At 63.2% G+C, this 20307-nt stretch carries 18 protein-coding genes; 11 read left to right on the top strand and 7 right to left on the bottom strand.

From position 1 onward, the window contains the following. Positions 1-195: 195 nt before the first annotated feature. Positions 196-681: a CcdC protein domain-containing protein gene (locus ACVOLS_RS19200; protein WP_481546951.1), complete on the top strand. Its 486-nt coding sequence runs from the start codon at positions 196-198 to the stop codon at positions 679-681. Positions 682-818: 137 nt separating this feature from the next. Here the strand turns inward: ACVOLS_RS19200 and ACVOLS_RS19205 are convergent, their stop codons facing one another. Continuing rightward, positions 819-1973: a PQQ-dependent sugar dehydrogenase gene (locus ACVOLS_RS19205; RefSeq protein WP_481546952.1), complete on the bottom strand. Its 1155-nt coding sequence runs from the start codon at positions 1971-1973 to the stop codon at positions 819-821. A 158-nt stretch (positions 1974-2131) separates the two neighbouring features. Here ACVOLS_RS19205 and yiaA point away from each other — a divergent pair, with 158 nt between their 5' ends. Beyond that, entirely contained in the window at positions 2132-2569 is a 438-nt protein-coding gene (gene yiaA, locus ACVOLS_RS19210) for an inner membrane protein YiaA (protein ID WP_481546953.1), read from the top strand. 42 nt (positions 2570-2611) lie between these two features. Here yiaA and ACVOLS_RS19215 read toward each other — a convergent pair whose 3' ends face one another. From ACVOLS_RS19215 to ACVOLS_RS19240, 6 genes are all read right to left on the bottom strand, one after another. After that, positions 2612-3904, bottom strand: coding sequence for a dicarboxylate/amino acid:cation symporter (locus ACVOLS_RS19215; RefSeq protein WP_481546954.1), 1293 nt, complete (start codon positions 3902-3904; stop codon positions 2612-2614). Positions 3905-3957: 53 nt separating this feature from the next. After that, entirely contained in the window at positions 3958-4689 is a 732-nt protein-coding gene (locus ACVOLS_RS19220) for a L,D-transpeptidase family protein (protein ID WP_481546964.1), read from the bottom strand. Positions 4690-4757: 68 nt separating this feature from the next. Next, positions 4758-5606: a MurR/RpiR family transcriptional regulator gene (locus ACVOLS_RS19225; RefSeq protein WP_282270744.1), complete on the bottom strand. Its 849-nt coding sequence runs from the start codon at positions 5604-5606 to the stop codon at positions 4758-4760. A gap of 463 nt (positions 5607-6069) precedes the next feature. Next, a complete protein-coding gene (locus tag ACVOLS_RS19230; protein WP_481546955.1) occupies positions 6070-6429 on the bottom strand; it encodes a hypothetical protein in 360 nt (119 codons plus the stop codon). A gap of 94 nt (positions 6430-6523) precedes the next feature. Beyond that, complete coding sequence (locus ACVOLS_RS19235; protein WP_481546956.1) at positions 6524-7621, bottom strand: dipeptide epimerase; 1098 nt, start codon at positions 7619-7621, stop codon at positions 6524-6526. Beyond that, positions 7618-9072 carry a C40 family peptidase gene (locus tag ACVOLS_RS19240; RefSeq protein WP_481546957.1) on the bottom strand — a complete coding sequence of 485 codons (1455 nt, stop codon included), beginning with the start codon at positions 9070-9072 and terminating at the stop codon, positions 7618-7620. The genes ACVOLS_RS19235 and ACVOLS_RS19240 overlap by 4 nt, the downstream gene beginning before the upstream one ends. 204 nt (positions 9073-9276) lie before the next feature. Here ACVOLS_RS19240 and ACVOLS_RS19245 point away from each other — a divergent pair, with 204 nt between their 5' ends. The 9 genes from ACVOLS_RS19245 to hglS all read left to right on the top strand — a co-directional run bounded on the left by ACVOLS_RS19245 (position 9277) and on the right by hglS (position 20155). Further along, positions 9277-10701: a transglutaminase-like domain-containing protein gene (locus ACVOLS_RS19245; protein ID WP_481546965.1), complete on the top strand. Its 1425-nt coding sequence runs from the start codon at positions 9277-9279 to the stop codon at positions 10699-10701. 58 nt (positions 10702-10759) lie between these two features. Continuing rightward, entirely contained in the window at positions 10760-13777 is a 3018-nt protein-coding gene (locus tag ACVOLS_RS19250; RefSeq protein ID WP_481546958.1) for a TonB-dependent receptor, read from the top strand. A 54-nt stretch (positions 13778-13831) separates the two neighbouring features. After that, the gene (locus ACVOLS_RS19255; protein ID WP_481546959.1) at positions 13832-15391 is read left to right on the top strand and encodes a serine hydrolase domain-containing protein; all 1560 of its coding nucleotides are present in this window, start codon (positions 13832-13834) and stop codon (positions 15389-15391) included. Continuing rightward, a complete protein-coding gene (locus ACVOLS_RS19260) occupies positions 15345-16082 on the top strand; it encodes a M15 family metallopeptidase (protein ID WP_481546960.1) in 738 nt (245 codons plus the stop codon). Before ACVOLS_RS19255 ends, ACVOLS_RS19260 begins: the two co-directional genes overlap by 47 nt. A gap of 52 nt (positions 16083-16134) precedes the next feature. Beyond that, positions 16135-16515 (top strand): hypothetical protein, encoded by a 381-nt coding sequence (locus ACVOLS_RS19265; protein WP_481509780.1) that lies wholly within the window; start codon positions 16135-16137, stop codon positions 16513-16515. 222 nt (positions 16516-16737) lie between these two features. Further along, complete coding sequence (locus tag ACVOLS_RS19270; RefSeq protein WP_481546961.1) at positions 16738-17115, top strand: EF-hand domain-containing protein; 378 nt, start codon at positions 16738-16740, stop codon at positions 17113-17115. Between the two features lie 261 nt (positions 17116-17376). Further along, positions 17377-18129 carry an HAD family hydrolase gene (locus ACVOLS_RS19275; protein WP_481509778.1) on the top strand — a complete coding sequence of 251 codons (753 nt, stop codon included), beginning with the start codon at positions 17377-17379 and terminating at the stop codon, positions 18127-18129. Position 18130: 1 nt separating this feature from the next. After that, positions 18131-18703 (top strand): hypothetical protein, encoded by a 573-nt coding sequence (locus ACVOLS_RS19280; protein WP_481546962.1) that lies wholly within the window; start codon positions 18131-18133, stop codon positions 18701-18703. A 93-nt stretch (positions 18704-18796) separates the two neighbouring features. Next, complete coding sequence (gene hglS / locus ACVOLS_RS19285) at positions 18797-20155, top strand: 2-oxoadipate dioxygenase/decarboxylase HglS (protein WP_481546963.1); 1359 nt, start codon at positions 18797-18799, stop codon at positions 20153-20155. The last annotated feature ends 152 nt before the right edge of the window (positions 20156-20307 follow it).

A 20307-nucleotide genomic window follows, 5' to 3' on the forward strand; every position in this document is an offset into this window, starting at 1 on the left:
GGCGGCTGGCGGGGGGGGGGTGGTTGTGGGTTGTTTTCCCAGCGGCGCCCCCGGGCCTGGGGGGGGGGGGTGGGCGGGGGGCGGCCCGGCCCGGGCGCGCCCCCCCCCACTACAGGCGCGGTTTTTGCGTTACGGATGTCTGGTGCATTGCCAGCTTCGCGGCTTACGCCGCTCCTACAACAGAAGGGACGCTTCATGCCTGCTGCATTGCCTGTCTACATGCCTTGGTTGATGACGGCCGGTTTCGGTTGGTTGTATTACCGACGCATCCGTCGCCACTTCGGCTGGCAGCCGTGGCGGCCGGTTCGCAATGGCATCCGCATCGTCATCCTGACGCTGGTGAGTGCTGCGTTGGTGGCTGCAGCGATATATATCCCGCATGTCGCGTTGGGCATTGCCGCCGGTGCGGTTGCCGGCATTGGCCTGGGCTTGTTCGCACTCAAACACACGTTGATCAGCCCACGCGATGGGCGGATGGGTTATACGCCGAATCCCTGGATCGGTGGTGCCCTGGCGGTGCTGTTGATCGGGCGCTTGGCCTGGCGCTGGTATGGCGGCGCTTTCAGCCAGGGCATGGGGGCGGGCATGGGCAATGCCAGTCCCTTGACCTTGGGACTGGCGGCCGCGCTTGTCACTTATGGTTTTGTGCAGGCGATAGGTTTGGCCGTACGCCTGCGCTGACGGCTGTAGTGCCGAGCCATGCTCGGCAAGGGGCTTTATCAGTAAAGCCTCATCTGTAGTGCCGAGCCATGCTCGACAAGGAGCGTTACCGGTAAAGCCTCTGCAGAGTATGGCTCGGCACTACAGGGTCGGGAGCGTCAGCCTGCCTTCGGCGTCAGCTTCAGCAGCTTTGCGTTGGCGCCGTCTTCCAGCAGCCACAGTGCGCCGTCCGGGCCTTGCTCCACTTCGCGGATACGTTGGCCCATGTCGAAGCGTTCGGCTTCGCGGGCCTTGTCGCCATCAAAGGCGACGCGCACCAGCGACTTGGACGACAGGCCGCCAATGAAACCGCTGCCCTGCCATTGCGGGAACTGCTTGCCGTTGTAGATGATGAAGCCGGCCGGCGAGATCACCTGGCGCCAGGTCACCACCGGGGCAATGAATTCCGGGCGGGTGTCGTGATCGGGGATCGGGCGGCCGTCGTAATGATCGCCATTGGAGACGATCGGGTAGCCGTAGTTGCCGCCGCGCTGGATCAGGTTCAGCTCGTCGCCGCCCTTCGGACCCATCTCGTGTTCCCACAGCTTGCCGTTGCCGTCGAAGGCGATACCCAGCACGCTGCGATGACCCAGCGACCACACCTGGTCGGCCGGCGAGCCCTGCGCCACGAACGGGTTGTCGGCCGGCACGCTGCCGTCGTCGTTGAGGCGGATGATCTTGCCCAGGTTGGTCTTCATGTCCTGCGCCGGGTCGAACTTCTGCCGCTCGCTGGAGCTGATCCACAACTTGCCATCCGGGCCGAACGCCAGGCGATGGCCGTAATGGCCGCGACCGGTCACCTTTGGCGTCTGCCGCCAGATCACCTGCGCATCGCTCAAGGTGCCGCTGCCATCGGTATTCAGGACCAGCTTGGCGCGGGCGACGGCGGCACCGCGGGTGTCGTCCTCACCGTCTTCGGCATAGCTGTAATAGACCAGCCCATTGCTGGCGAACTGCGGATGGGCCAGCACGTCACCAAAGCCACCCTGGCCGCCATAGGCCACGGTCGGGACGCCGCTGATGTTGCCGCGCTTGCCGCTGGCGGGATCGAAATGGACCAGCTTGCCGGCCTTCTCGGTGACCAGCAGGCTGCCGTCGGGCAGGAAGGTCATCGCCCAAGGTTCATCAAAGCGGGCTGTCTCGGTGGCGGTGAACGGCCATTGCGCGGGCTTCACCGCGGCTTCGGCGGCCGGGTCCGGGTCGGCAGCGCAGGCGCTGGTGAACAGGGCGGGGGCCAGGGCCAGGCTCATGCTGAGCAGGAGGGTACGGGGCATGGAGGTCTCCGGAAGCGGGATGCGATACCAGTGCAGGGTTGTACACCATGGCGGCCGATGCTGTCCGTTCGGGGATGGGAGCGGTGCGCGGAATCGCTTACCGTAGCGGTCGAGCGCCCGTGGAACTGGGCCCCTGCATCCACCAAAAAGGAGTTTTCATGACGAAACAACAGATCAATCGCCCCTCTGCTGCGTTCATTGCGTCTGCATGGACGGCATTGTTGCTGGGGGCGGTGGCATATCTGGTCGGCCTGTTCAATGCCGAGATGTTGCTCAACGAAAAGGGCTATTACCTGACCCTGCTGCTGTTCGGCCTGTTCTCGGCGGTATCGTTGCAGAAGAGCGTGCGTGACCGCCTGGAAGGAATCCCGGTAAGTAACCTGTATTACAGCCTGTGCTGGTTCGCGCTGCTGTGCGCTCTGTTGCTGCTGTTGGTCGGCCTGTGGAATGCGACCCTGCTGCTCAGCGAGAAAGGCTTCTATGGCATGTCGTTCGCGCTGTCGCTGTTCGGTGCTGTCGCCGTGCAGAAGAACACCCGCGACGTGATGGCGGCCGATGCTGCATATGGCAGCCCGCCGCTGCCGCCGCAGGAATGATTGAAGGTCACTCCCGCCGCTGGCGGGAGTGGCTGCAGGCAATCAGCTGTCGCTGGTCTGGTCCTGCTCCGGGTGCTGTGCCGTATGCCGGGCAACGATACCGGTAGCGGTGACGCCGCCAGTGGCATTGCCGATGGTGCAGAACACATCGGGAATGGTGTCCACCGCCAACAGCACGCCCAGCGGTTCCACCGGTAGGCCCAGGCTCTGGGTGATCGGCATGTTGTTGGTCATGAAGTTGGCCTGGCCGGGCAGGCCGGTCGAGCCCATGCTGATCGCCGCCGCCAGCAGCACCGCGACCGCATATTGCGAGGCATGTACGTCGATGCCGTACAGCCAGGCGATGAAGCTGGCCACGGCGATGTACTGCGCCGGGCTGGTGATGCGGAACAGCGATACCGCCATCGGCAGCACCAGCGAGGTCAGTGCCGCCGGGTAGCCCAGGCGATTGCGCGCGCTGTCGATCATTGCCGGCAGCGAGGCCAGCGAAGACTGCGTGCTGCCGGCAATCACCTGCACCGGTACCAGCGCACGGGCAAAGCGGCCGAACGGTTCGCCGGCAGCGAAGCGGGCAACCAGGTACAGCAGCAAGGTGATCAGGATGTAGATCACGCACATCAGCACGATGTAATAGCCCAGCACGCCGATGATGCTCATCCCGACTTCGGCGCAGACCACGAATACCAGCGCGAACACGCCCACCGGCGCAGCCCACAGCACCCAACGCACGATGGTGATCATGGTGTCGGCGATGATACGGATGATGTCCAGGATGCGATCGCGGCGCTCCGGCTCCTGCCGGCTGAGGGCAAAGCCGAAGAACATGGCGAAGGCCACCAGCGGCAGCATCGCGCTGGATGCAGCTGCTGCCAGCGCATTGCTGGGAATCAGCGAGCTGATCCACTGTGCGGCGCTCAGCGGCGTGGCGGCGGTCGTTGGCGAGCGCAACGCGTCGCGGAAGGCCTGGATGTTGTCTGCATCGCGCGGCAGCAGGTCCAGCAGGAACGGAGTGATGACCGCGGAGAACGCGGCCGAGCCGACCAGCAGGATCAGGAACACGATGATCGCGTTGCGCGCGGTACGCCCGGACGCGGCGGCATTGCTGGCGGTATTGACGCCAACGATGACCAGTGCGGTGACCAGGGGTACCACCGTCATCTGCAGTGCGTTGAGCCAGAGCCGGCCGATCGGCCGCAGCAGGTCGGCGATCTTCAGTGCGAGCGTCTGGTCGTAGGCGGTCAACGCCAGCCCGACGATGGCGGCCAGCACCAGCGCGATCAGCACCTTGACGGGCGCTGAGACCTTGGAAGATTTTGCGGGTGCGCTGTCGGTCATGAAGGGATGGCTTGGCTAAAGAGAAGGGAAGATGCCCGGAACCGGGAAAATGCTCAACGAGTAGTTTCTGAAAGTGCGGGCAAATCCCAACTGCGCTGCAGCCGCTGGTACTCGGCCTCGGGCAACAACACGAACAGCGGCTTGGCCTCGGGCGACAGCCATTCCAGCAAGGCCGACATGCGCTCTGGCTCCATCGCGGTGCAGCCAGCGGTCGCCTCGCCGGGCTGGCGCCACAGGTGGGCGAAGATGCAGCTGCCCTGTCCGGGCACCGCAGCGGGGTTGTGCTCGATGACGAAGCCTTCGCGGTAACGACGGTCGCCGTTGTTGTGCAGGTCCAGGCGCATGGCCTCGGTGGAACCCTTCACTGCGGCTTCGCCAACCTTGGCGGCATCGACAATCTGGTTGTACAGCGGCGATGCCGGCACATCCATGCAATAGCTGCTGGCCAGCATCGGCTGGTAGGGCATGGCGCTGGTGATGTGCTCGGCATAGCCAAACGCCGGGCCGATGTTGAAGATGCCGGCCGGGCTGCGGCCATCACCTTCCTGCTTGTGCGGGCCATCCTTCTGCTGTGGATGCACGCCTATGCCCCAGGCACTGCCACTGCGGCCAAGACTGACATCGAAGCCGGCATCGTGTGCTTTCCAGCCAGCGTCGGTGCGTTCAAAGGCCTGCAGATGCCCGTTGGTGGCGTCCCACGTAGGTGCAGTGACCACGATCAGCTGGCGCGCTTCGCTCATTGGTGCGGCGAGCGGCGCAGCAATGCTGGCAGGTGCGATGACCATCAACACGCAGCCCAGCAGGTGTCGGAAGTTGCGTTGGAACAGAGTGAGCATGGCGGCGGCTCCTGCGGTCAGATGTCGATCAGGTGCTGGATGCGTTCCTGGTTCAATGCCAGTTGCCGTTGCCGATCAGGATTGGTCTGGCATAGCAGGACGAACACGAAATCCAGCAGGTATTGCAGCGAGCTGCGATAGAGCAGCTGCGCGATGGGTGGTTGCGGGTCATGCGCGCAGATGGCCAATGAGGCATCTGCGTGCGCGCGTAGCGGATTGGCGGTATGGCGGGTAATCGATACCACTTTTCCGCCGACTTCCTGGAACTGCCGCGACAACTGCCACAGCTGCGGCAGCTTGCCGAACTCGGAGAACACCAGCAGCACGTCGCCGGGGCGGGCGGCGGAGAGGTTGGCGGTCATCAGGATGGGATCAGCCTGCTGCACGGTGAGGATGCCCAGCAGCGACAGCCGCATGGCGAACTCACGCGCGTACAGACCGTCGTCGCCGAGTCCATAGATGAAGACCTTTGGAGCGTTGTCGATCAATGCGATGACGTCTTCGACGTCGGCCTGCGGGTTGGCCGCCATGGTTTCTTCTTCGGCAGCGGCTTTGGCGCGGCGGAGGGTTTCGGCAACCAGCAGGTAGCCACCGGGTTGGTCCTCCGGCGGCCAGCTGGTGCTTTCGCCATTGCCGGCAGCGGCGACGGCGGCGCCTACCGAGTATTTCAAGTCTGGATAGCCCTTGAAGCCGAGTTTCTGGCTGAACTTGACGACGCTGGACTGACTGATATCCAAGGCATTGGCGAGCTGCTGCGATGAGTAATCGCGCAGCAGGTGTGCGTTGTCGAGGATGAAGTCGGCGATGCGCCGTTCGATGGCCGACATCTGTTCGCGTTCGGAGCGGATTTTTACCAGAGGTGGCATGGGCGTATGGGTGTTTATCTGCTGAAGACTTTAAGGGATTGCGTAAGCAAGTGGAGCAGTGCTGCTGCTTCGGCTGTTGCTCGGGAGCCCCTCTCCTGCGAAGCGGGAGAGGGGTTGGGGTGAGGGTGCTTTGGGCTTTCGCCTGTGCCCGTGTCTTTGCTCCAGCCCCCTCCCTTGCACGAAGTGCAGGGGAGGGTTGGGGAGGGGGGGCTTCTGCAGTTGCAGTTGCTCCGGCTCCTGCCGTTGTTCGTGCTCCACCGGGTCCCCTTCCGCAGCGACGGAGCTGGCAGACAAGACCCCGAACGGGGCGACGCACAAGGATGTGCGTCGTTTTTCGACGATACAGGGATGTATCGTCGAAAAATCCTGCCAGCGGAGTGAACCTGGAGCGCGCAGCGCGGAAGGCGCGTAGGCAGGGTGTGCTTGACCAGCCATTCGGCTGTTGAGAAAGCACCTCTTTTGGTTAGCTTTTCTTTGCACAAGCAAAGAAAAGTAACTCGCTCCCCGTAGGGGAGAGAAAGCCTTTGCTCTGGCTTTTGCTGTAGCCGAAGCCGAAGCCGAAGCCGAAGCCGGAGCCGCAGCCCAAGCCGAAGCCGAAGCCGCAGCCGGAGCCGCAGCCGCAGCCGCAGCCCACGCCGCCGCCGAAGCCGAAGCCGTAGCCGAAGCCGAAGCTACCCCACCCCAACCCTCCCCTGCGCTGCGCGCAAGGGAGGGGGCTGGAGCAGAAGCAGGAGCGATGACCCGACATTCGTCGGTTGAAAACCCCGCCTTCGCGGGAATGACTGTGTTCTGGTGCGTTGGATGGCTGGAAGACCATCTCCAAAACAAAACAGCACCGGGCTTTGCCGGTGCTGTTGTTTGCGCATGCGCGACCACGGCGGCGGCAACCGAGGAGAGACCGGTTGCCGCCTGCGTGATCACGGCTTGATCATCTCCAGCCCGCGTACCTCGATGATGCCAAGACCCGGCGCATCGGTGATGCTGATTTCCGATTCGTTGAAGATCACCCCGCCCACCACCGGATTGAACTGGCTCAGCGATGGTCCATCCAGATCCACCTTGTTGATCGCGCCGGACTTGGCCACGCCCAGATGTACCGCTGCCGCCACGCTGATGCTGGATTCCAGCATGCAGCCGATCATGCACGGTACTCCGTACAACGAGGCGATGTCGGCGATCTTGATCGCGTTGGAAATGCCGCCGGTCTTCATCAGCTTGATGTTGATGATGTCGGCTGCACCCTGCTGTATCAGGTCGAATACCTGGTGCGGGCTGAACACGCTTTCGTCTGCCATCACCGGCGTGTTGACGCGCTCGGTGACGTACTTCATTCCAGCGATGTCGGCAGCCTTCACCGGCTGTTCCAGCAGCTCCAGCACGACGCCTGCATTCTCCAGCACGTTCATTGCGTAGACCGCCTGTTTGGCGGTCCAGCCCTGGTTGGCATCCAGACGCAGTAGGGCGCGGCCTTCGACGGCGGCGTGGATGGCCTTGACCCGCTCGATGTCCAGGCCGATGTCCTTGCCCACCTTGATCTTCAGCGACTCGAAGCCGCGCTCCACTGCCGACAGCGAATCGGCCACCATCTTGTCGATGTAGTCGACGCTGATGGTGATGTCGGTGGTGATCACCGGGTCGCCGCCGCCGAGCATCTGGTACAGCGGTGCCTTGTGCAGCTGTGCCCACAGATCGTAGATGGCGATCTCCACCGCTGCCTTGGCGCTGGTATTGCGCTCCAGCGAGGTCTGGATCAGGCCGCAGATGCGGTTGAGGTTGCTGATGTCCTCGCCGATCAAACGTGGCTTGATGAAGGTGTTGATGGCCTCGATGATCGAGCCGTGGGTGTCGCCTGTGATCACCGCCGTGGCCGGTGCCTCGCCATAACCGGTGTTGCCGGTGTCGGTGCGCACCATCACCACGATGTCTTCCACCGTTTCCACGGTGCGCAACGCGGTCTTGAACGGGGTTTTCAGCGGCACGCGGAGCATGCCAAGTTCGATGTCGGTGATCTTCATTTGGTGTCTTGCAGGCGGATGCGCTGGATGTTGGTCATGCGGTCGATGTAGCTGGCGGTGTCGCTGGCCATCATCGGCTGCAGCGGGGTCACCGATACGCCGTTGAGGCTGGCATGCACGCGCTTGCCGCTGGCATCGAACCAGCTGCCACCGGAAGTATCGTGGATCACCCAGGTCATGCCATTGGCTTCACCGAGCATCATCATCACGTGGCCGGGGATGTAGATCAGGTCGCCGACCTGCAGCTTGGCGATTGCATCACTGCGCTTGGCCTTGCTGTCCTTGTCGGTGAAGGGCACGCGGTTCAAGGCCGGGCTGATTGCTTGTGCGCTGGTGTTGCGCGGCAGCAGCACGCCGAAGCTACGGTAGATCTCCGAGACGAAGCCGCTGCAATCGCGGGTGTCATAGGAGTGGCCCCAGCCATAGCGTTCGCCGAGGAACTTGAAGGCCTGGGTGATCAGGTTGGCCTGGGTCAGCGGCAGGTAGTCGCTGGCCGATTCCTGCGAGCGCGGCAGCAGGGCCGGCACCAGCGCCAGGCTGCCGTCGTCATTGCGAGCCGGTAGCTGGATCACGTGGCCGCCATGTGCCTGCTGGCCGTTGACCGGGTCCATCACCGGCCAGTCGGCCAGCACCGGCACGCGCACGCCCATTTCCAGTTGCAGGTCGGAGACGCGCGGCTCTTCCGGGGAGTGCGCGGTGAAGGCCTTGCCAGCAGTGATCACCCGGTACGGGCCGGTGGCGCCGTAGCCGAAGACCTGCTCGGCGCTGCCGACGCCGACGAAGCGCTTCTCCATCCACGCTGCGTAGCGCTCGCTGGCGACGAATACCCACTTGCCGTCGGCGCTTTCATGCAGCACTGCCACCGCGTCGCCGGGGAACAGCGCCGACTCCTGGAAGCGGTCGATATCGGTATCGCCCTGGCTACTGAATACGCGCAGTTCGGTTGGGAAGGCGCGCAGCGCGGCGCGGTGTACGACGAGGCCGTACTGGATCGGGCGGGTGGCCGGGATCGCATCCAGGCCGAGGTTGGCGGTCACCGCTTGCAGCTGGGCGGGCGTGACCTGCTTGCCGTGCACGTCGTACAGGGTGCGGGTCGGGGCCTTGGAGATGCCGGCGATCTGCTCGCGGACCAATACTTGTGGCAGTAGCGCGGGCAGCTTGTGCAGGTCGATGATGGAGGCATCGAGCTGGCGCATGCGCGCGTTCTGCGCCTCGATGGCGGCGCGGTCCAGGATCACGGCGTCGGCGTTGGGCAGCCTGCTGATCCAGGGCTGCGGCGTCAGCAGGGCTTCTTCCAGCCCGATGATGCCGGCGTAAGAGGGCGCAACCGTTGCCGCAGGTGGCGGCGACAGCGCAAAAGCCGGCCCGGCGCACAGCGCCGTGGCGAGGATCAAAGCCCGCGCAAGCGGGGCAAGGCGTCGGCGCTGGGATAGCGGCGGCAAAGCAAGCATTGGGAAGCTCCCCTCGTTGATGCTCAGGAATATTTATTCCTTTCGCCGTCGAAAGCAAGAATAAATTATTGACCGGCTATCGGGTGCGTGTTACACAGCGTTAACCACCCTGCACGTGGAAGTGTTGCCGTGGCATCAAACGCCGATTCTGCCCGCTTTGCCCGCGCCCCGTTCGCCCGCACGGTCCTCGCCTCTGCCTTGTGCATGGGCGTGGCCTGGATCGCCTATGCCGGTGAGGCGCCATCGATGGCGCTGCCCGAGTTGACGGCGCGTGTGGACCGTGGCGATTTTGCCGGCGCGCAGGCCGAGATCGACAAGGCATTGGCCGCGACCGGCACTGACGCCGACAGCCGCGCCGCCTACCTGTTCCAGCAGGAGCGCATGCGCCGCATCCGCTTGGATTTCACCCTGGACGAAGCGCAGGCCAAGGCTGCGGTGCGCAGGTCGGTGCCGGATCTGCGTGATGAAGAATTCAAGGCCTGGGATGATGCCGGCTTGATCGAGCACCTGGACATCGATGGTCAGCGCCGCTGGTTCAAGCGTGCGCCGAACAACCTGTTCCTGTTCAGTGCCGAGGCCTCCAATCGGCGGCCGGCCGACAAGCGCGTTTCCCGGCCCGGCCCGTACGAACGGCTGGGCTCGCACCATGTCGAGGTGATCAAGGCGTCGGAGCAGAGCGGCCAGACCAGCATCAGTCCGCGTCGTGTGCGTATCACCCAGTCGATCAAGGTCGATGCCGATGCGGTGCCGGCTGGAAAGACGGTGCGTGCCTGGCTGCCGTATCCGCGTTCGATACCCGGCCAGCAGGACAACATTCAATGGCTGAGCAGCGTGCCGCAAGGCGCTCAGATCGCGCCGGAAGATACCTTGCAGCGCACTGCCTATCTTGAGCGCAAGGCCGTCGCAGGCACACCTACCGAGTTCTCTGTCAGCTACGAACTCACCATCTCCGCGCGTCGCTTCATCATCGACCCGGACAAGGTGTTGCCAACGCCGCGGGACCCTGAGCTGCAACCCTATCTGGCCGAGCGTGCACCGCATGTGGTGTTCACCCCGGCCATGCGTGAGTTCTCGCGCAAAGCAGTGGGCAATGAAACCAATCCCTACCGCGTCGCCAAGAAATTGTTCGATGCGGTGGATGCGATTCCGTGGGGCGGTGCCCGCGAGTACTCGACGATCAGCAATATTTCCGACTACGCGCTGCATGCAGGTCATGCCGATTGTGGCCAGCAGACCTTGCTGCTGATCTCGCTGCTGCGCATGAACGGCATCCCGGCGCGCTGGCAGTCGGGCATGGTGTATTCGGACAACGAGGTCGGCTACAACAACCTGCACGATTGGGGCGCGCTCTATCTTGCGCCCTACGGCTGGGTGCCGATGGATGTAAGCACGGGCGCACTGGACAGCGACCAGCCCGAACAACGCAATTTCTATTTCGGCGGGCTGGATGCCTACCGCATCGCGTTCAACGATGACTACTCACGCGCGTTCGTGCCTGCGAAGCAGCACTTCCGCTCGGAGACCGTTGATCTGCAACGAGGTGAGGTTGAGTGGGAAGGGGGGAACCTTTACTTCAACCAGTGGCAATACGACTTCCAGTCGCAGGTTCTGGCGCCGGAGTCCAAGTAATAGGACGTCGTAACCGTTGTCTTACTTATCGATTTACGTCTGCAGGAGAGAGCAGGGGATGAACAGGAAAATGTTGAAAAGAGCGGCGCTGACCGTCGCTTTGGGTGCCTGTCTTGGCGTGATGGCGCCGAGCGTGATGGCACAGAGTGCGAACGGTGCGATTGCCGGTCGCGCAAACTCCGGTGATCAGATCACCGTCGTGAACAAAGCGACGGGTTTGACGCGTACCGTAACCGTGGGCGCTGACGGCTCGTATCGCCTGAGTCAGCTGCCGGTGGGCGACTACAGCCTGCAGGTCAAGCGGGACGGGGAAGTCGACAAGGAGCCGGTGGCGGTCAATGTGTCGCTGGGCGGCACCACCAACGTCAATCTTGGCGGTGGTGCAGGTAATGCGGTCAACCTGGATTCGGTGCAGGTAGTTGGCTCAAAGATCGTCAATCGCGTGGACGTGTATTCCACGGAGTCCTCGTTCAATATCAATCGCGAAGACCTCGCGCGTATGCCGGTGCCGCAGGATCTGTCTTCGGTTGCGATGCTGGCACCAGGCGTGATCGGTGGTAATTCGTCGTTTGGTGGTATCTCGTTCGGTGGCTCTTCGGTGGCCGAGAACTCGATCTTCATCAACGGCTTGAACGTTACCGATTTCTACAAGCGGCAGAGCTTCTCCAGTGCACCGTTCGCGTTCTTTGAAGAATTCCAGATCAAGACCGGTGGCTATTCGGCAGAGTTCGGACGTTCCACCGGCGGCGTGATCAATGCGGTCAGCCGCTCGGGCAGTAATGAGCTCAAGGGTGGTGTTTCGGTCACTTTCGAACCGTCTGCGTTCCGTTCGAAAGCTGACGATCATTACTACAAGGATGGCAGGACGAATGTCCGCTCCAGCCACGATAGTCGTAGTTTCACCAAGACAAACGGCTGGGCTTCCGGTCCGCTGGTAAAGGACAAACTGTTCCTGTTCGCCATGTACGAGCAGCGTGACAACAATTCCGGTAGTACCAACGCCGCAGGCAACAGCTGGACCAAGGCCGAGTCGAACAATGGCTTCTGGGGCACCAAGCTGGATTGGAACATCAATGACAACCACTTGCTGGAGCTCATGGCGTTCTCTGACAAGGGCGATGTCGATTCCGACATCTACACCTACGACTTCGCCAGCTCGACCATCGGCAGCGGTGCGCCGAGCCAATCCACTGCTTCCAGCGGTGGCACCAGCGGCTCGGTGACCTATACCGGTCATTTCGGCGACAACTTCACCGCCAAGGCGATGTACGGCATCAACCGCAGCAGCAGCTACAACCGCTCGCCGGCCGATTCGCTGTGCGACTACGTCACCTATGAAAACGCCAGCTATGGCGCAACCTATCGCGCGATGGGCAGCCCAGTGCTGGGCTGCCATCCGGGTGGCACGGTCGTCGATCATGAAGATGAGCGCATCGCCAAGCGACTGGACTTCGAGTGGATGCTGGGCGACCACCAGCTGCGGTTCGGTTGGGATCACGAGCTGATGACCACCGACCGCAAGACGAAGTACCCGGGTCCAACCCGCAAGTACTACACCGCCTATGGCACCAAGCCGGGCAATCTGCTTGATAACGGCGCAGTCGTTCCGGGCGGCGTAAATGCCATCCTGCGTGCGCGCGAACGCGCCGATGGCGGTGTGTTCGACATCAAGGCCAGTGCCTTCTACCTGGAAGACAACTGGAGTGTCACCCCGCACCTGATGCTGAATCTCGGCGTGCGCATGGACAACTTCGAGAACATGACCACGGTCGGGACAACCTTCACCAAGCAGGACAATCTGTTCTCGCCGCGTCTGGGCTTCTCCTGGGACATGAAGGGGGATGGCAGCACCAAGTTGTTCGGCAATCTCGGCCGCTACTACATGCCGATCCCGAGCATCCTGAGCTACAACTTCGCCGGCGGTCTGCTCGACGAGTACACCTACTACGCACTGGACGGCTGGCGTCAGGAAACCAACCCGGTCACCGGTGCGCCGTACATGGCGCCGATCGTCGGTGCCCAGATCGGCCCGGTTGATCAATCGCAGAACATCGCGGTGCAGGATCTGCGCCAGAGCGTGGACCGTGATCTGGATGCGGTCTATCAGGACGAAGCGATCCTCGGCTTCCAGAGCATGATCAATCAGGCGTGGTCCTGGGGTGTCACCGGTACCTACCGCCGCATGCCCAATGCGATGGATGACATGCGCATCAACGCGCTGTGCGGCAAGCGTCATGGCAACTTGTGGCCGATCGCCAACCCGGGTGACAAGCTGACCCTGTGGGGCACCAAGGCGATGGGTTGTGCGGAAGATGGCTGGGTCACGATTGATACCTCCAAGGAGGGCTACATCATGGCCGGCAGCGAAAAGATAATCGGTTACTCCAAGCCCAAGCGTACCTACAAGTCGATCGAGCTCCAGGTCGATCGCGCGTGGGACGACAAGTGGGCGTTCAACGCGTCCTACCTGTGGTCCAAGTCGTCGGGCAACCACGAAGGTCCGGTCAACTCGGATACCAACTACGCCGACACCGGCATGGTCCAGCACTGGGATCACCCCGCCAACAATCAGCGCTACGGTGATCTGTTCAACGACCACCGTCACCAGATCAAGCTGCGCGCCAGCTACAAGCTCAATGAGATGTGGTCGTTCGGCAGCACCTTCACCGCTCTTTCCGGTGGTCCGATCACCGCATTCGGCGTGACCTGGCCGGATGAAAATGCCGCGATCGCCAGCTACACCAGTACTGGCAGCGGTGGTGGCACTGGTTGGCTGTGCGTGGACAAGTGCGCTGGACCGTGGCAGGACCGCGTGTACAGGTATTCGCCGCGCGGTGACTTCGGGCGCATGCCGTGGACCTACAACCTGGGTGCAACCGTCACTTGGACGCTGCCGGTTGAGGGCATTGACCTGAAGGCCAGCCTGTCGATCTACAACCTGATCAATACCCAGGAAGTGATCAACGTGGCTGCGCGTTACGAAGGACAGCCGGGTGTCATGCGTGACACCTTTGGTACCGGAACCCGTTGGCAGGCACCGCGCTATGCGCAGCTGATGGTCAACTGGAACTTCTGATGTAGTGTGTGAGAACGGCCCGCTTCGGCGGGCCGTTAGCTTTTGTGGAGAACGATGACGATGCGACTGAAACTGTTGTTGGCCACTGCTGCCATGCTGCTCGCGAACCCGCTGTTTGCAGCAGACGCCGATACTGCGCGGATGGATGCCCTGGTTGACCAGGCGATACAGCGCTACCAGCTGCCCGGCATCGCGGTGGGGGTGATCGAGGACGGCAAGGTGGTGCGGCGTATCACCCGCGGCGAGCTGGCCGTGGGCGAGGGCGCAGCGGTCAACGACGACAGCCTGTTCAAGATCGCCTCCAACACCAAGGCGATGACCGCAGCGGTGCTGGCGCGACTGGTACAGGCCGGCAAGCTGCGTTGGGACGATCCGGTCACCAAACATCTGCCGCAGTTCCGCATGCAGGACCCATGGGTTACCCGCAACATGCAGGTGCGCGATCTGCTGATCCACAACAGCGGCCTTGGGCGGGGCGCAGGTGATCTGATGCTGTGGCCCGAGCCGAACAACTTTGATCGCAACGACATCATTGCTGGTTTGGCGCATCTGAAGCCGACCGGTAGCTTTCGCAGTGAGTACGCCTACGACAACCTCATGTATGTGGTGGCCGGCGAAGTCGCCGCAGCTGCGGGTGGAAAGCCCTACGCACAGTTGGTACGCAAGGAAATCTTCGAACCGCTTGGCATGCTGCGCTGCCAGGTAGGTGCATGGTCGCCCGCGGCGCTTGGCAATATCGCCCAGCCGCATCGCCGTGACGGCAAGCGCAATATCGCTGCCGAACCCGATCCCGCGCAGGTCACCGATTTCCCATCGATGGCTGCCGGGGGCATCCGCTGCAGCCTCAACGACATGCTGCGCTGGATGCAGGTGCTGCTGGATCCGGCGCAGGCGCCGGGCTGGCTGGATGCGACCCAGCGGCGTGCGCTATGGACCGCGCATATGCCGATGCCGATCAGCCAACGCCTGCGCGACTGGGACAACACGCACTTCTACGCCTACGGCTATGGCTGGCGTCTGTCGGACATGGATGGGCAGTGGAAGGTCGCGCATACCGGCACCTTGTCCGGCATGTATTCCTCGCTGGCCTTGCTGCCGGATCGCAAGACCGGCGTGGTGATCCTGATCAACGGTGAAGGCGAGGACGCACGTACCGCATTGATGCAGGCCATGCTCAAGCACTACACCGCACCGGCCGCGAACAATGACGTGCTGCATTACGCAGGCTTGATCGACGACGCGGCCGCGCAGCGCCGCTCGGCAGGGCATGTGCGCCCCGCATTGCCGAAGGCACGTGCGGCCACGCCGGCGGAGTTCGGCAGCAAGGCAGGCGTCTGGCAGGACCCGTGGTTCGGCGAGGTGTCCTTGTGTCCGCGTGATGGCAAGCTGCAGTTCGCCTCGGCCAAGTCGCCGCGCATGACCGGGCAGGTGATGCGTGCCGGTGAACAGTGGTATGTGGCCTGGCAGGGATTGGGCGAAGATGCCGATGCCTGGCTGGAATTCTCCGGCGACGCACAACATCCGCTGCTGCATCTACGTGCCATCGACCCGGATATCGACTTCAGCTATGACTACCCCGATCTGGAATTCCAACGCCATGGCGATTGCCGCTAAATCGTTGCCGTTGTTGCTGGCGCTGTTGCCGTTTACCGCGCTTGCCCAGCAGGTGCAGGTATCGGCGGCAAAGACGCCCGCACAGGCAGGCATCGTCGATGTCACCACCCTGGCCCCGGATATCGCCCTGGATATCCGCTACGCCGGCACCGACAACTTCACCGGTCGCGTCGTCCCCGGCTATGAAGCACCGCGTTGCTATCTGCTGCAGCCGGTAGCGCAGGCTTTGGCACGCGTGCAGCGCGGGCTGCGCGCGCAGGGCTATCGACTGCAGGTGTTTGACTGCTACCGGCCGGTGCATTCGGTGACCTCGTTCGTCGCCTGGGTGCACGACGGCAAGGATCAGATCGCCAAGCAACGCTATTACCCCAACATCGACAAGAGCCGCCTGCTCGATGGCTATATCGCCGAAACGTCCGGTCACAGCCGGGCGGCTACGGTCGATCTGGGCGTGCTGGATTGCCGCAGCATGCCTTGCAGCGCCTTGGACATGGGCACCGGATTCGATCGCTTCGATGTGCTGGCGCATACCGCCAACCCCGATATCAGCGCGTTGCAGAAGCAGAACCGGCAGCTGCTGCTGGATGCGATGCAGGCGCAGGGCTTTGCCAACTATCCAATGGAATGGTGGCATTACACCTTCAAGCCCGAGCCCACCCCGACCACGGCCTACGACTTCCCGGTACGTTGAGCAGCGCAGGGGCGGTTAGACTGCGGTTCCCTGAATGGACCGCGCCGCGCGCATGAATCTGGTTCTGCATTACGGCCTGCTGGGCTCGCTGGAAGCTGGCTTGATCGCCTTGGCGATTGGCTTCGTGGTGTTCGCATTGTGGTGGCAGGTGTGCCGGCGTGCAGGGCTGAGGCACGGACATGCCATCGCCTACTCCGCGCTGATAGCGGCGGCCATTGCTGCTGGCGTGGATGGCTGGAAGCTGTTTTCGCTGGGCATGGTCAACCTGCAGTCGCCGCTGTACGCCAAATTGGCGCTGGCTTCGATCCATGATCCGGACCAGCTGGGCACGCGCGTGCTGTTTGAGTTGATCGGTGTAGCCGTTGGCGTCGGCCTGGGTTGGTTGTTGTTCAGTTCGCGGCAACCGCTGGCTGACACCACGCATGATGCTTGAGGCGTCGGCATTGCATCGATAAGCACGATGCTTGGAACGCTCTAATCATCGGCTTACTTTCACTTCATGCACGGCTAACAGGGGCGGTAACCGCTGATCCAGTGCAAGTGGTTAACAGGATGTTCGCTGCGGTTTTCAGGGGTGCAAGCGATTCAGGCGCAGCTTGTCAGGGTTGGGGTGTGCGGAATTTCCGCGCTTTTGCCAACACACGAGGAAGACCTGATGACCGTACGTAATCGCACCCCGCTGTTCGCCCTGGTTGCCATCGTTGGTTCCGCGCTTGCACTGCCGGCCATGGCCCAGGACGCACAGGATCAGGCCGCCGCCGCGCAGGCACAGGCTGCAGAAGCACAGGATTCGGCCGCACAGGCGCAGAGCGCCGCAGCCAGCGCATCGAGCAGCGCTGCAAAGGCCTCGGCAGCGGCGGGTGGCGGCCAGAGCTGGGCAGATGTTGACGCCGATGGTGATGGCGTCATCAGCAAGACCGAGTCGCAGGCCAACGCTGGTTTGGCGCAGGTATTTGATGACGCGGACGGCAACAAGGATGGCAAGCTGACGGCGGATGAGTACCGGACTTATGCGGCTGCGCATAAGAAGTAATTGGTAACCGGGATAGGGCTCAAAGAGCACCCTCCCCAACCCTCCCCTGCGCTGCGCGCAAGGGAGGGGGCTGAAAGCTGGCGCTACCGGTCAACGCAGGGCACCCGCTCTTCCCCCTCCCTTTGCCGCAGGCAAGGGGAGGGCCGGGGAGGGGTGCTGTTGCCGTTGCACTTTGCTTGAGCTGCCAATCCAGCAAGCCAATCCCTGCCTTCCAAGCGCAATCCCCTATTCACTTCAGGGCAGATTGCTATCCTGTGCGGCATGAACATGCAGACTTCCCCCTCCGCCATCGGCCTTGTTGGCTTCGACGGCGATGACACGCTCTGGAAGAGCGAAGACTATTACCAGAAGGCCGAGCACGAATTTGGCCTGATCCTCAGCAACTACATCGACCTGCACGACGCCGGCACCGCCCAGCATCTGCTCAAGGTGCAGCGCCGCAATCTGGCCGTATTCGGCTACGGCGCCAAGGGCATGACCCTGTCGATGCTGGAAGCCGCCATCGAATTGACCGACGAGAAGATCTCCGCGCATGACCTGCGCCAGATCGTCGAGATCGGCCGCCGCACGCTGGAGCATCCGGTGGATGTCATCGATGGCGTCCGCGAAGCGGTGGCTGCCATCGCTGCCGAATATCCGGTGGTGCTGATCACCAAGGGCGACCTGTTCCATCAGGAGCAGAAGATCGAACGTTCCGGCCTGCTGGACCTGTTCCCGCGCATCGAGATCATCTCGGAGAAGGACCAGTCGACCTACGCCAAGGTATTGGCCGAATTCAACATGCCGGCCGAACGCTTCGTGATGATCGGCAACTCGCTGCGCTCGGATATCGAGCCGGTGTTGGGTCTGGGCGGCTGGGGCATCCACACCCCGTACGCGATGACCTGGGCACACGAGGCCGAGCACGGTGTCTCTGCAGAAGAGCCGCGCCTGCACCACGCTGATACTGCCCACCAGTGGCCGGAAGCAGTACGTGCTGTCGCCGCGCAGGCTGCAGCGGCACAAGGCAACTGAGGTGAGCGCGGTCAGCTCCCGGCAACACCTGCGTCGGCCAGCCTTGCTGCTGCGACTGGGTCTGCTGGCAGCTGCCGTGCTGCCCTTGCCGTTGCTGGCGCAACAGCCGGCAACGGCAGCGGTGGCCGAGGTCTACGCGCCGGCCACCGGAGATGCCTGGGTGGACAAGCAGCTGGTCGATATCAACGCCTATGCCGCGCGTTACCCGGAAGCCTTCGTCGATGAGCTGGCGCGTTATGCCAGCGCCCGCCCGGGCTATGTGCAGGCCTTGCTGCAGGACCATGGCTGGAAGCCCGGCGATGTCTATCTGGCCTGTTTCTGGGGCAAGCTCAACGGCAGCAACTGCCGTACCGCGGTAAAGGCCCGCGCCCAGCAGCCCGAGGCCAGCTGGAAAGAGGTGCTGGCTGGCCTGCAGCCGCCACCGGACAACCTGCGCTGGCGCGCCCTGCGCCACGCCATCGTCGCCAGTTTCGACCACTGGGACCGTCCGATAGCGCTGGACCCGCTGCTGCAGCGCCAGCTCGGCGACCGCGCCCAGCGCGAGGCGGCAGCGCGCAAGAGTGACACGGAGTAAACAGCGCCGGCATTTGCTGCCGTGCAGATAGGCGCAGCGGTCGATTCCGGGCGAAAATGGGGATCCTTCGATTTCGCGTCAAAGCGCTTTGTCATGACCGCCGACCGTTTCGTTTCGCCCGATCACATCCGCAGCCTGTTCTCGCAGGCGATGTCGCATATGTACCGCACCGAAGTGCCGTTGTACGGCACGCTGGTGGAACTGGTTGGCGCGATCAACGCCGACGTCCTCGCAGCGCAGCCGGAATTGGCCGCGCAGATGCAGCGCAGCGGCGAACGCGAGCGCCTGGACGTGGAACGCCATGGTGCGATCCGCGTCGGCACCGCGCAGGAGCTGGCCACGCTGGGCCGCCTGTTCGCGGTGATGGGCATGCAGCCGGTGGGGTATTACGACCTGTCGGTGGCCGGCGTGCCGGTGCATTCCACCGCGTTCCGGCCGGTGGATGGCGAGTCCTTGAACCGCAACCCGTTCCGCGTGTTTACCTCGTTGCTGCGTTTGGAGCTGATCGAAGACGCCGCGCTGCGCGAGCAGGCCGCCGAGATCCTGGCCCGCCGCAACATCTTCACCGCTGGCGCGCTGCAGCTGATTGAACAATGTGAGCGCGACGGCGGCCTGAGCGAAGACGATGCCTGGCGCTTCGTCGTTGAGTCACTGGAAACCTTCCGCTGGCACAACGAAGCCACCGTCTCGCTGGAGACCTATCACGCCCTGCACGGCGCGCACCGTCTGGTTGCCGACGTGGTCAGCTTCCGTGGCCCGCATATCAACCATCTAACCCCGCGCACGCTGGACATCGATGCCGCGCAGGTGGCGATGCAGTCGCGTGGTCTGGCGGCCAAGGCCGTGATCGAAGGCCCGCCGCGCCGCGATTGCGCCATCCTGCTGCGCCAGACCAGCTTCAAGGCGCTGGAGGAACTGGTGCATTTCCCCTCCGGCGCCGACAACGATGCCGGCACCCATACCGCGCGCTTTGGTGAAATCGAACAGCGAGGCCTCGCGCTGACGCCGAAGGGGCGCGATCTTTATGACGCCCTGCTTGCGCAGGCGCGTGGCGGTGAAGGCAGTGCCGGTGGTGACTACATGCAGCGTCTGCAGAGCGCGTTCACCGCGTTCCCGGATGACCATGCAACGCTGCGCCGCGAAGGCCTGGGCTATTACCGTTACAGCCTGACCGATGCCGGTCTGGCTGCCGATGCGGATACGCGTGCCTTGCCGGCTGAGGTGTTGATCGAGCGCGGCCTGGCCAGCGCTGATCCGATCATCTATGAGGATTTCCTGCCGGTGAGTGCGGCGGGTATTTTCCAGTCCAATCTCGGCGGCGGTGAGCAGCGTGCGTATGCCGCGCGTGCCAACCGCGATGCCTTCGAGCAGGCATTGGGAGCGACGGTCAGCGACGAGTTCGCGATCTACGAGCGTCTGCAGGCCGAGTCGCTGGCAGCGCTGAAGGGTTGATGCATTGCTCCCTCCCGTGGGGAGGGGCAATGCCGTCTGTAGTGGGGGGGCCGGCGAGGCCCGGGGGGGGCGGGGGGGCGGGCACAGAGCCCGCGCGCGCGGGCGGAGACTTTGTTTGGGCGTGGGGGCCGCGCGGCGGACCCCGCGGGGGG

This window comes from Stenotrophomonas sp. STEN038 (assembly GCF_056759895.1).

Bases quoted from the DNA above. Each gene is read 5' to 3' on its own strand.
- ACVOLS_RS19215 (WP_481546954.1), bottom strand. From the start codon at position 3,904: ATGACCGACAGCGCACCCGCAAAATCTTCCAAGGTCTCAGCGCCCGTC.
- ACVOLS_RS19240 (WP_481546957.1), bottom strand. From the start codon at position 9,072: ATGCTTGCTTTGCCGCCGCTATCCCAGCGCCGACGCCTTGCCCCGCTT.
- ACVOLS_RS19250 (WP_481546958.1), top strand. From the start codon at position 10,760: ATGAACAGGAAAATGTTGAAAAGAGCGGCGCTGACCGTCGCTTTGGGT.
- yiaA (WP_481546953.1), top strand. From the start codon at position 2,132: ATGACGAAACAACAGATCAATCGCCCCTCTGCTGCGTTCATTGCGTCT.
- ACVOLS_RS19270 (WP_481546961.1), top strand. From the start codon at position 16,738: ATGACCGTACGTAATCGCACCCCGCTGTTCGCCCTGGTTGCCATCGTT.
- ACVOLS_RS19200 (WP_481546951.1), top strand. From the start codon at position 196: ATGCCTGCTGCATTGCCTGTCTACATGCCTTGGTTGATGACGGCCGGT.
- ACVOLS_RS19275 (WP_481509778.1), top strand. From the start codon at position 17,377: ATGAACATGCAGACTTCCCCCTCCGCCATCGGCCTTGTTGGCTTCGAC.
- ACVOLS_RS19225 (WP_282270744.1), bottom strand. From the start codon at position 5,606: ATGCCACCTCTGGTAAAAATCCGCTCCGAACGCGAACAGATGTCGGCC.
- ACVOLS_RS19205 (WP_481546952.1), bottom strand. From the start codon at position 1,973: ATGCCCCGTACCCTCCTGCTCAGCATGAGCCTGGCCCTGGCCCCCGCC.
- ACVOLS_RS19255 (WP_481546959.1), top strand. From the start codon at position 13,832: ATGACGATGCGACTGAAACTGTTGTTGGCCACTGCTGCCATGCTGCTC.
- ACVOLS_RS19260 (WP_481546960.1), top strand. From the start codon at position 15,345: ATGACTACCCCGATCTGGAATTCCAACGCCATGGCGATTGCCGCTAAA.
- ACVOLS_RS19235 (WP_481546956.1), bottom strand. From the start codon at position 7,621: ATGAAGATCACCGACATCGAACTTGGCATGCTCCGCGTGCCGCTGAAA.
- ACVOLS_RS19265 (WP_481509780.1), top strand. From the start codon at position 16,135: ATGAATCTGGTTCTGCATTACGGCCTGCTGGGCTCGCTGGAAGCTGGC.
- ACVOLS_RS19245 (WP_481546965.1), top strand. From the start codon at position 9,277: ATGGGCGTGGCCTGGATCGCCTATGCCGGTGAGGCGCCATCGATGGCG.
- hglS (WP_481546963.1), top strand. From the start codon at position 18,797: ATGACCGCCGACCGTTTCGTTTCGCCCGATCACATCCGCAGCCTGTTC.
- ACVOLS_RS19220 (WP_481546964.1), bottom strand. From the start codon at position 4,689: ATGGTCATCGCACCTGCCAGCATTGCTGCGCCGCTCGCCGCACCAATG.